Origin of the sequence: Longinema margulisiae, assembly GCF_025266855.1 — a bacterium.
Lineage (GTDB): Bacteria > Spirochaetota > Brevinematia > Brevinematales > Thermospiraceae > Thermospira.
This window is the reverse complement of record NZ_CP053071.1, coordinates 1,025,558-1,036,980: the sequence shown is the minus strand read 5'-3', so window position 1 is coordinate 1,036,980 and position 11,423 is coordinate 1,025,558. Positions and strand designations below refer to the sequence as shown.

The 11,423-nt window shown below is 45.7% G+C and carries 11 protein-coding genes; all 11 read right to left on the bottom strand.

Going from position 1 to position 11,423, the window contains the following annotated elements; genetic code table 11:
• Nucleotides 1-12 precede the first annotated feature (12 nt).
• The gene (locus BREVNS_RS04670) at nt 13-810 is read right to left on the bottom strand and encodes an ABC transporter ATP-binding protein (RefSeq protein ID WP_483427891.1); all 798 of its coding nucleotides are present in this window, start codon (nt 808-810) and stop codon (nt 13-15) included.
• Nucleotides 807-1,706 (bottom strand): ABC transporter permease, encoded by a 900-nt coding sequence (locus BREVNS_RS04665; RefSeq protein WP_483427890.1) that lies wholly within the window; start codon nt 1,704-1,706, stop codon nt 807-809. The genes BREVNS_RS04670 and BREVNS_RS04665 overlap by 4 nt, the downstream gene beginning before the upstream one ends.
• A 415-nt stretch (nt 1,707-2,121) precedes the next feature.
• Complete coding sequence (locus BREVNS_RS04660) at nt 2,122-2,409, bottom strand: hypothetical protein (RefSeq protein ID WP_483427889.1); 288 nt, start codon at nt 2,407-2,409, stop codon at nt 2,122-2,124.
• Entirely contained in the window at nt 2,396-3,181 is a 786-nt protein-coding gene (locus BREVNS_RS04655) for an amidohydrolase family protein (protein ID WP_483427888.1), read from the bottom strand. Before BREVNS_RS04655 ends, BREVNS_RS04660 begins: the two co-directional genes overlap by 14 nt.
• A complete protein-coding gene (gene dprA / locus BREVNS_RS04650; protein WP_483427887.1) occupies nt 3,182-4,261 on the bottom strand; it encodes a DNA-processing protein DprA in 1,080 nt (359 codons plus the stop codon). It lies immediately after the preceding gene.
• Nucleotides 4,262-4,274: 13 nt separating this feature from the next.
• The gene (locus BREVNS_RS04645; RefSeq protein ID WP_483427886.1) at nt 4,275-4,997 is read right to left on the bottom strand and encodes a tetratricopeptide repeat protein; all 723 of its coding nucleotides are present in this window, start codon (nt 4,995-4,997) and stop codon (nt 4,275-4,277) included.
• A 1-nt stretch (nt 4,998) separates the two neighbouring features.
• Nucleotides 4,999-5,376: a response regulator transcription factor gene (locus BREVNS_RS04640; RefSeq protein ID WP_483427885.1), complete on the bottom strand. Its 378-nt coding sequence runs from the start codon at nt 5,374-5,376 to the stop codon at nt 4,999-5,001.
• Between the two features lie 28 nt (nt 5,377-5,404).
• On the bottom strand, nt 5,405-6,544 hold the full coding sequence (locus BREVNS_RS04635; protein WP_483427884.1) for an HD-GYP domain-containing protein: 1,140 nt from the start codon (nt 6,542-6,544) through the stop codon (nt 5,405-5,407).
• Nucleotides 6,545-6,549: 5 nt separating this feature from the next.
• Nucleotides 6,550-7,068, bottom strand: coding sequence for a dCTP deaminase (dcd, locus tag BREVNS_RS04630; protein WP_483427883.1), 519 nt, complete (start codon nt 7,066-7,068; stop codon nt 6,550-6,552).
• A gap of 9 nt (nt 7,069-7,077) precedes the next feature.
• Nucleotides 7,078-9,717, bottom strand: coding sequence for a valine--tRNA ligase (locus BREVNS_RS04625; protein ID WP_483427882.1), 2,640 nt, complete (start codon nt 9,715-9,717; stop codon nt 7,078-7,080).
• Nucleotides 9,718-9,828: 111 nt separating this feature from the next.
• Nucleotides 9,829-11,334: an ArnT family glycosyltransferase gene (locus tag BREVNS_RS04620; protein WP_483427881.1), complete on the bottom strand. Its 1,506-nt coding sequence runs from the start codon at nt 11,332-11,334 to the stop codon at nt 9,829-9,831.
• Between the last annotated feature and the right edge of the window lie 89 nt (nt 11,335-11,423).

Genomic DNA, 11,423 nt, shown 5'->3' with positions numbered 1-11,423 from the left:
ATTCTCCTTCTTCTAGTCTTCTGAAAGTAGGGCACGATCATCTTCATAGGACCTGTGCCTGAGTTTGTGGAAACGTTCAATCAGATTCTCCACGGTGAGACGCTTTTTTTCTTCACCCGAGATATCCAAAATAATCTCCCCTTCATCCATCATCAGTAGCCTATTCCCGTACTCAATGGCCTGACTCATATTGTGGGTGATCATCATAGCAGTGAGATGATATTCTTCTATAAACTCTTTTGTGAGGGTAAGAATCTTATGAGCATTCTTGGGGTCAAGGGCGGCGGTGTGTTCATCAAGAAGGATAAGGGCTGGTCTTGAAAGCACCATCATCAAAAGGGTGAGAGCCTGCCTTTGTCCTCCGGAAAACAGGGCAAGATTGTCTTTCATACGGTTTTCCAGTCCCATTTGCAAACGCTTGAGTTCTTGTTTGAAAAGCTCTCTCATCCGGTGATCAAGACTGACCACAGGCCATTTGAATCCCTTTCGATAACAGATCATCATGTTGTCTTCCAAACTCATATTTGAGGCTGTTCCAAGCAGGGGATTTTGAAAGATCCGACCGATGTATTTGGCTCTTTTGTACTCCGGGTCATTGGTTACGTCTATTCCGTTAATGAAAATCTGTCCTTTGGTGGGTTTGTAGGTGCCGGCAATGAGATTGAAAAGGGTGGTTTTTCCCGCACCATTACTTCCAATAATGGTAATAAAATCTCCTTCCTTTACTGTGAGATTGATATTCTTGATGGCTATCCGCTCATCCAAGGAATTGGGATTGAAGACGTGGGTGAGGTTTCGGAGTTCAATCATACATCCCTCCGGAGTTTCTGAGAGGAAGTTTTTTGCAAACGGCTGATTACAATCGAGACAATGATGAGAAGTCCGCTGATGAGTTTCAGGTCATTGGGGGTAAGCCCCACGTAATACCCGTAGTATCGACCGAAAAACATGATGGCCTTGTAGAGTAGCGACCCCACCACAGCCCCTAAGGTAAGCACAAAAATCCGGTTGGAACGAAAGAAGAGTTCTCCCAACATCACCGAGGCAAGACCGCTGATAATAATCCCCTGTCCAAGTCCCACATCGGCATACCCGAGATACATGGCGGCAAAGGCTCCGGAAAGTCCTACCAGGGCATTGGAAAGCCCAATCCCAATATATTTCAGGGTGGCCGGGTTTACTCCCTGAGAGATCACCATCTGCTCATTGTTTCCCATGGCCCCTATGGTAAGCCCCATATCGGTGCGGAAAAAGAGATCCAAAAGGAGTTTCGCCACCAAGACCACGAGGAAGAAAAAGAGAAAAAGAGCCCATTCCTTGGGGAAGATTCCCTGGACCATGGTTTCAAAACGAGAGAGGAGATGATCTATCCGAAGAAGCTGAACGTTTGGTCTATTCCCAAGGACGCGAATATTGACGGAGTAAAGCATGGTCATGGTGAGAATACTGGCCAAAAGGCCCGGGATCTTGAGTTTATTGTGAATCAGGGCGGTGATCATTCCTGCCACAAAACCACCGACAAACGCCAAAAAAAGCCCCAAGAAGCTTCCCCCACCTGTGACAAGGGTAGCTGCCATAATGGCTGCTCCTAACGGAAACGTTCCATCCACCGTAAGATCCGGAAAATTCATGATACGAAAGGTAATAAAAACCCCTAACACCATAAGGGCATAGATCAGGCCTTCAACCAGGATACCTTCAACCATGGTTACCCCTTTTTCTCTTCTTAGCGGCTTATTATAAGGGAAAAGAAGTTTTTTGGCAATTTCGGGGCCTTTGCACGAAGTGCAAAGGCCTCAAGAAAGTAATAAAAAACAAAAAATAGTATAACAATGCTCCCTGGCATAATAAATGATAATTTCTGTTTGAAAAAACAAATAAGCCTTTGTAAAAAGAAAAAAGCGGGGAAGAGGGGCGTAGTCCCTGACCTAAAAAGGGCAAGAAAGCACCCTTGCAAGGGTCTCAAAAGGTTTATTTTTGGCTAAGCTATCAGCATGTTTTGGAACAAAGAAGGGTGTTGCTGGGGTACCAAAACCTGTGGCTATTTCCATGTTTCAGCAAAAGTACTCTTGGAGCTGAAACAAGGTGAGAGCCTTCTCCTTCTCTTCAAGGGGTTTCTTATCATCTCTCTTTTACAATAAGTTTATCCGTATTGGCCAACAGAACAATCTCAAGAGTGGTTGGCTGGTCAAGGACTATGAAAGTCCGATAGGGTTCATAGTACACTTCTTTGATATTCAGGTGTTCAAAGAGAATATCAGGGGCCACAGAAAATTCATAGGAAAACTCTTCCTTTGGCAAAAAGCCAATGGAAAAGGGATTCCCATGTCTTTCTGGATGAATGACAATCCTTTCCACTCCTTCACGAACTACAGGCGAAGAAAAAAAAGAGAGATTAACCTTCTTCATTTTTATCCTCCTTCAAACGGAAAATTTTTTCTGCATTTCTTTTCAAAAGCCAGTCTGCTTCCCGGGGAAAATTTGAAAGTTTTTCAAACAAAGGCTGATAAAATCCGTACGTATTTTCTCCCCCCACCAGGGCATCGCTTCCAAAAAGGATTTTTTCCGGACCACAACGATCAAGGATAGGCCACAGGTTTTCCTCTTTCACCCATGTGGTATCTCCGTACACATGAGGGTATCGAAGCATCATCGTGACCGCTTCTTGATGATCAGTGTACAGTCCCATATGGACAAGAACGATGGGCACCTCATACCTTTCTGCCCAGCGGGATACCAATTCAACTCGGGAGAACTCGTCTATGGCTGTGTGGATAACCACAGGCCAATGGAAACGTTCTGCCATCTCAAAGTACATTTGCCATAGGTCATGATTCAACGGAAGGCGGGAGTGGAAGGGATGAAACTTGAAGCCGTAGACCTTTTCTTTCTTTTCCTCGAGATAGTGAAAGAAAGCGTCCTTCTTGCGATCCCGGGGGCGAACCCACGCGAGGGGGAAAAGTCTATTGGAAGAAATCATCTCCAGGAGCACTTTGAGGCCTTCATACTCTGAAAAAGTGGCCAAAGGTTCATTCTGGTGCTGATGACCGTACTCCATGACATCGATTAGCGAAACAATCCCATACTGAATTCCAATGGTATCCATTTTTTCAAGAAGGGCAGCCTCATCAAAAGTATTATACACCTTTCCCAATGAAAGATGCATATGGCTATCAATCATCTAAAGCCTCTTTTCGTAAATATTTCCGGGATATTGTATCACATACCCCTTTACCTCCAGTTGGGTGAGGAGGTGAAGAATTTCCCCAATGGTTTTTCCTGAATTTTCTAAAAGGCTATCCAGAGAAAACTGTTCCGGCAATTCCCGGAAAAAATGATGCTCTTCTGAGGTAAGAAGGGGAAGATTTTCAGCGTTTACCGGCTGTGGTTTTGAGGGAGCATGAGAAAAGACCACCTTTACCACATCCTCTGGGAGTGTGGCCATGACTCCCCCTTGCTTAGCAAGGGCATTACTCCCGGCATAGGTGGGATCTAAAGGATTGCCGGGGATAAAAAACAGGGGTTTTCCCTGTCTTTTTGTAAACTCGGCGGTGATAAGAGCCCCTGAGTTCTCAGGTGCCTGCATCACCACCACGGCACGAGAAAGTCCCGCAATGAGCCTATTGCGAAAACGAAACCGCCATTTTTGATTGATTGCTCCAGGATAATACTCACTCACCACTGCCCCGTGATCACAGATGGCCTCAAAAAGAGCTTTTCTGTGTTCCGCTACCTGAGAAAACGAGGTGCCCAAAACCGCTACCGTATATCCACCATACTCCAATGCCGTTCTATGGGCCATCTCATCATGACCCTGAGCAAGCCCGCTCACCACTCCTATGCCAAAAGAGACAAACTCCCGACAAAAGTAGCGATTGACTTCAAGTGCCTCTTTTGTGGCCTGCCTTGTTCCCACCACCCCTACGAGAGGATATTCTGGGAGAAGATTTCCTTTCACGTACAAAAGAAACGGAGCTTCGGGTATATCCCGGAGGGTCCGGGGGAAACGAGCATCCTCAAGAGAGAGGACTTTTATCCCTTCTTTTTCACACTGGCCAAGGATCTCTTCTCCCCGTGAGAGCATTGAGGAAAACATCTCCCTTTGAGCAGAAGAGACCCCCACACACCGCATTTGATCTTCAATACTGAGCTCAAAGAAATTCTCTACGGAACCACAACTGGCCATAATTTTTTCAAAACGTTTTGGCCCTATGAGATCGTTACAACTCAAAGCGACATAATAAAGTAAAGAAGGAGGCATATACCCCTCTTTGTTATTTTTGATTTAAGATTTGCAGATTCCTCTCTACCGTGTCCCATCGGCTGTCATTCTTGGGGAGGATGGTCTGGAGTCGCCCGTACACCTTTTTGGCCTGATCATACTCTCCCATTTCATAATACACACGAGCCAAAGCAAAAAGAATATCCACATTTTTTGGATTGACCTTGTAAGCACGAGAGATGTATTCATAGGCCTGTTTTGTATCTCCTGCCTGCAAAGCCATAAGAGTCAAAAGGTAAAGGGCATCGGGATTTTCTGGTTCCTGTTTCAAAACAAACAGAAGCCTTTCTTCTGCCTGCTTGAGATAGGCATCCTGTTGAGTTCGCGAAGAAGCCGTATAGGCTAAATTGTACAACACAAGCCCTTCCCTGTAGGCAATACCTGTACTTCCCGGCATAATATCACGGGCAATACTGAGGTAGCGACTGGCTTCGTTCCACATCTTCTGGGCGATAAGCCTATCAGCAAGGGAGAGAGCCACCAGTCGCCTGGCATTCTCCACACGAGCATTGATGATGGCTAAACGAATGAGTTCCTTCTGTTTGGTGAGTCTTTCTATCGCCTCTTTTTTGTTCTCAAGTTTTTGACTGGCGGCTAATTTTTCAGCAACTCGAATGGCTCTTGTGACAGGATTTTGTGAAACCCCTAAAAGAAACCCAACCGTTCCTCCTGCCAAAAAGATGGCGAGGAAGGTGAGCCACTTCTTTTTTTCCATGCTATGCCTCCGCTAAGACACTCTGAAGGATGGTGTCCAGTTTGTGGAGAACCAGTGGCTTGAGCAGAAACTTATTGACCCCTACATCAATGCACTCGATGAGAAGATCTGTTTCGTTGTAGGCGGTTGTCACAATCACAGCGCGTGGTTTTTTGAATTCCTTGATGGCTCTCACCATCTCAAGCCCTCCCATGATGGGCATCCTGATATCGGTAATCACCACATCAGCAGGATCCTGTTGATAGAGCCTGAGTCCCTCCTGACCATTGGAGGCCACAAGGAGTTTTTCCACTCTATTTTCAAGATATTTGGCTACCTCCATCCGAGTGATGCTATCATCTTCAACGTACAGAACCTTGAGAGGAATTTTTTCTGCCATATTGGCCTCCCCGTCTTTTCACTTTATTTTACAACAGAAGTGAGAGTCTTTCAATCTCATCCGGATCGTCTATTGTCTTCACAATATGCCTATCTACATCCCGCTGGAGATCCACCTGCAGGGGTGTGCGAAGTGGTACACCCTTGTGATTGACCACAATCGCTATCTGGGGACGAAGGGTGTATTCTTCTTTTTTGCCGGTAATATAGGCGATCTCCCCTGTACTGAGATGAACAAAAGCCCCCACAGGATAGAAGGAGCCAAGATCGTACATCTTAGACATCTCATTGATGAAACGCTGGGACACATAAGGAGAAAAGTGATTACCGGTATTTCGCATGATGTAAATCAGGGCTTCATTTACCGTATAGGGCTTTTTGTAAGCTCGCTCTGTGGTAAGGGCATCGAACACATCGCACACCGAGACGATGCTCGCAAAATTGCCAATGGCATCTCCCTTGAGTTTCAGGGGATACCCGCTGCCATCCCATTTCTCGTGGTGAAAGAGAATCATTTTCTTGATATAAGAGCTCAGAGAAGGGTCATTCTTGATGATATTAAAACCATAGATGGGGTGGTACTTCATCACCCTGAACTCTTCTTCGGTGAGGTTGTCATGCTTGTTGAGAATAGCAAGTGGCACCTTGATTTTTCCAATATCATGGAGAAATCCCCCAACCCCAACCTCTTTGATGAAGAAGGTATTGAATCCCAATTTTTTGGTGAGAAACATGGAGAGAATTCCCACATTGATAGAGTGCTGGTAGGTGTAGCTATCATAATCCTTGAGAACAAGGAGATTCAAAAAACCATTGGGGCGGGCTTCCATCTCGGTGAAAAAGCGATTGATGGCTTCTTTAGCACGATTGGTATCGGGGAGCTTTCCATAGCGGATCTCTGTCACAATCTCGTCAAAGGCGGTTTGTGCAAACCCCAGAGTCGCCTCGCTGAACATGGGGGTTTTCTGGGGGGATTCTTTCCACTTGGGCGGGGCATAATACACGGTGGTAATGCCTTTGACCTTCAAACGAGAAAGAAAGGCATCTGTTAAAACCTTCCTTGCTGGCCAGAGCATGGTTCCGTTCTCATCGTAGAGAATGCCTGAGAGAACCGTCCCTGGCTTCAGAAAGCGCACCTCAACGGCCTCGAATTTCTCCTTTTCGAGCATGAAATCTATTCAAACTCCTTGTAGATTCCGCTTATCTGTATTCCTTTGTTATTCTGGTACTTTCCTTTGTAGGGTTCAATCTTGCCTTTTACCGTATGGAAGTAGATCTGGGCTATTTCCACAAAGGGATATACCCGTATCGGCTGAATCACAGAGATTTCTAGTGTCCAGTAGCCCGAAAATCCCACATCCCCAAAGCCTGCCGTCGCATGAATAAAAATGCCAAGCCGTCCAATACTGGAGCGTCCTTCAATAAGCGGCACATACTTTTTGGATGTGGTATGCTCCACGGTACGGCCAAGATAAAGCCTGTTTGGTTCTAACACAAGTCCCTCAGGGGGGATGGTAAGCACGTCATAGGCGCAGGCCATTTTCATATCAAGGCAACCCTCCCGCAGGACATAGAGCTCATTGTGCAGACGCAGGTTGTAGGAATTCGGATTGAGAAACTTTTCATCATAGGGATCTATGATAATATCTCCCCTTTTGATGGCTTTTCGGATTTCAGAAGCCGTGATAATCATACTCACCCCTTATCCTTTCAGGCTTTCGATAATTTTGGTGATTTTTTCTATCTCGGCCGTGTAATAGGCCAATTTGTCTTTTTCCTTCTGGATAACGGCTTCAGGGGCCTTGGCTGTGAAGTTCGGATTGGCAAGTTTTGCTTCTGTGGCCTTCTTCTGACCCTGAAGACGCTCTAACTCCTCTTCAAAACGGGCAAGCTCCTTCTCTTTGTCAATGGTTCCCTCAAGAGAAACATACACATCAAAGCCTTTTCCATGGCCCACAGCCTCCATGGCCTCTGGTTCCCTTTTGGAGATGAAGTGAAGCTTTGCCTTGGATAATTTTTCGATGAAAGGGGTATAGGATTCTAAAATTTTTCTGTCTTCGGGTTTCTCCACAATGAGGGAGACCTTGACTTCCTGCCCTGGGGCGATCTTGTTTTCTCCCCGGACATTTCGGATAATATACACGGCCTCCTGAATAAGCTTGGCCTCATTCATTTCTTTTTCAAAGACAAAGCGAGGATTGACCTCTGGATAGGAGGCGAACATAATTGTCTTTTCATGGCCTGGCAAGGTGAGGTAGATTCGTTCTGTCACAAAGGGCATAAAGGGATGGAGAAGTTTCAAACTTCCCTCAAGCACATGAAGAAGAATTGCCCTTTTGGCCTGTTTTTCGGTTTCACTACCCTGGGAAAGGGTTACCTTGGACACCTCAATATACCAGGAACAGAAATCATCCCAGATGAAGTCATAGAGGAGAACGGTAGCTTCGTTGAAATGAAAGGCCTCGATAGCCTCTCTCACCTGGCTGATAGTCTGCTGGTAACGAGAGAGAATCCACTTATCAAAGAGGTCAAGGGTAATCTCCTCAAGCGAAGGAAGAGCTTTCCCTGTGAGATGAGAAAGAATAAACTTGGAGGCATTCCAGATCTTGTTGGCAAAATTTCTCCCGAGTTCACACTTTTCATTGCTATAGAGAATATCATTGCCCAGTGGGGCAAGACGGGTCATGGTATATCGGAGAGCATCTGCTCCATATTCACCAATCACATCAAGGGGATCAGGAGAATTTCCGAGAGACTTACTCATCTTGCGTCCAAGGTCGTCTCTCACAATACCGGTGAAATAAACCCGTCGGAAGGGGATTTTTCCTATAAATTCCATCCCCGCAATAATCATACGGGCCACCCAGAAGAAAATGATATCCGGTCCTGTTACTAAGGTATCGGTAGGATAGTAGTAATCTAAATTGGGGTCTGGATCTGGCCACTTATGCACCGCAAAAGGCCATATCCACGAAGATGCCCAGGTATCAAGAACATCAGGGTCCTGACGCATGGCCATGCCGCATTTGGGACACTTTTCAGGTTCCTGCTCGTAGGCATCCATAAACCCACAGGCATCACAATAGTACACGGGGATACGATGTCCCCACCAGAGCTGACGGGAGATACACCAATCCTTGATGTTTTCAAGCCAGTGGAAATAGACCTTGGTCCATCGTTCAGGATAAAAGGTGATTTCTCCTTTTTTTACCACCTCGATGGCCGGCTTCACAAGTTCGCTCATCTTCATGTACCACTGTTCAGAGAGGTAGTATTCAATAGGCACGTGGCCTCTTTCTGAATACCCAACTTTGTGGGTGTATTTTTCGATTTTTTCCAAAAGCTTTCGTTCCTTCATGGCCTCTACGACCGCCTCACGAGCCTCATACCTGTCCAACCCACGGAAATCCTCAGGGACAAGGTCGTTCAGGGTGGCATCAGGGTTCATGATATTGATCATCGGAAGATCATGCCGAAGGGCTACCTCATAGTCATTGGGATCGTGAGCCGGTGTAATCTTGACCACTCCCGTTCCAAACTCTGGATCCACGTACTCGTCAGCAATGACCGGAATTTCTCGCTCAGCCAGTGGGAGAATCACCGTCTTGCCAATGAGATGACGGTATCGTTTGTCGTTGGGGTTTACTGCTACGGCCGTGTCTCCTAACATGGTCTCTGGTCGGGTAGTAGCCACCACCAGAAACTCATGGGAGTCCTTGATGGGATAACGAAAATACCACAGATGTCCTTCTACCTCCTGGTAGTATACCTCTTCATCAGAGATAGCGGATTTGGAGACAGGACACCAGTTCACAAGTCGATATCCTCGATAGATATAGCCTTTTTTGTAGAGTTTTACAAAGGCATGAATGACCGCTCTATAGTAGCCATCATCCATGGTGAAGCGTTCTCTTTTCCAATCACAGCTTGTGCCTAACTTTTTGAGCTGCTCAATGATAATACCACCGTATTTCTTTTTCCATTCCCAGGCATATTCGAGAAACTTTTCACGCCCGATTTCCCACTTGTTGATACCCTTTTCCGCGAGATACTTGGTGACCTTGGCTTCGGTGGCAATAGAGGCGTGGTCTGTGCCTGGAATCCAGCAGGTCTCATAGCCATTCATTCGATAATAACGAATAAGGACATCCTGAATGGTGTTATTGAGGATATGTCCCATTGTGAGGATCCCCGTCACATTTGGAGGAGGCATGACAATCGTATAGGGCTTCTTGGCGGGGTTTACGCGGCTCTCAAAAAAACCCTCCTTCATCCAGTACTGGTAAATCTCTTCCTCAAACTGTCCGGGGGTGTAGTTTCCTTCAAGCGATCGATACTCCATGGGCACTCCCTTTGCCATTTTTTCTTTCTTAAATTGTAAGAAGAAAAGGGATTTATGTCAATCAAAAACACGAGGAGAAATCTCTTTTGGCCTTACGAAACGCATGGCTTTTTATCTCAGAGAAAGGATAACAGCTACCCACTCCTGGTACTTTGCCATGATGTTGGTAGTGATGAGCCGAGCGTTGTATTTTGTGATTGTCTCCTGGAGTTTTTCCTCAGGACCGGCAAAAACCACCCTTTCTCCCTGTGAGAGGCTTTCAAGGATCTTTTCCTCTGGGAGAAATTCGTACTTGAGGAGCCCCTTGACAATGAAACGCTCTGATTGATCAACCCAGGCGGGGAAGTAGAGCTTCGCCTTTTCTGGTTTTTGGGGATTTTTCCAGAGGGAAAGAAGAATTCTCTGCGAGGGGGGATAAGAACGAATCTTGTTTTCAAACACCCATTCTCCAGGGAAAAGAACCACTAACAACAACACTATTTCTGTGAGAACGCCGCTCCAGAGAAGGAGATGAAGGGGTTTTTGCATCAATTTTTTTATCCATTGATAGGGGCTTTGGCCATTCCAGAAATGCCAGGCAATGAAAACACTGAGGGCAGGATAGAAGGGGTTGAGGTACCAATCACTTTTTGTTTTCATGATGAGAGGGAAAATAAGCGTGCTAAAGAGCCATATCCAGAAAAAGGAGGGTCCAAAACCAGAGGTTTTGAGATGAAAAACCACTTCATTTTCCTTCTTTTTGAAGAAAAGACGAAAACCCATAAAGGGAATCACAAAAAACAGAAAGAGCGACCAAAAGAGGGTTTTGAAAAAGATCGGTTCTAAGTAATGAATATTCGACCCAGGGTGACCTTCTATGGCTTCTCCACTTCTTTTCAAAAGATCGTATCCGAGCATCTTCTGAAAAAACGTAAGTCCATCTACCTGATACCTTGCCAACGCCCAGAGAAGGACAGGAAAGCCCATGAGAAAAAGAGAGACAAGCACCTCGTGCCATCGAAGTTTTTTATACCTTTTTTCTGTGAGAAGCACAAGCAAAATGAAGGTAAAAGGCATAACCGCAGAAAAAGATTTGAGGAGGAACGAAAGAGCCACCATAAAAGAAGCTACATAAAGCCCCCACTTCTGATTTTCCGTCCACTTGAGCATTCCCCAGACAGTGAGGGTCATAAAAAGGGCCATCTGGGCGTCATAATCACCGTACCGTGCAGTATGAAAGGCCAAGAAGGCATACATCGTGGAAAGAATAAGTCCGCTGGTGAGGGCAACCTTTTTGCCAAGTCGTTTGGCTATTACCATCGTGATTATCACCGTCAAAACAGCCGAAAGCGCGGAAGAGAACCGGAGTCCCCAGAGGTTTACTCCAAAAAGCTTGTATCCCACGATGATGAGCCACGCTCCCAGAGGTGGTTTGAGATTCCAGTAGTCTAATTGACCATCATAGGTCATGGCTATATAGGAATGATTCTTCATCATCTCGTAGGCATTGAGGGCATGTCTTGCCTCATCCCATGTCTCCACTTCAAAATTGCCAAGGTTGACAAAACAGTTAAACACGGCAAGAGCAACAACCATCATAAATAAAAGGGGATATCGATACTTTTTCCAGAAAGACATAGAAACTCCTTTCTTAAGATGGATTGAGTATAAAGAAAATATAGCCAAAAATCAATCAGACGAAACACGTGGACTACTCTTGTTTTTGT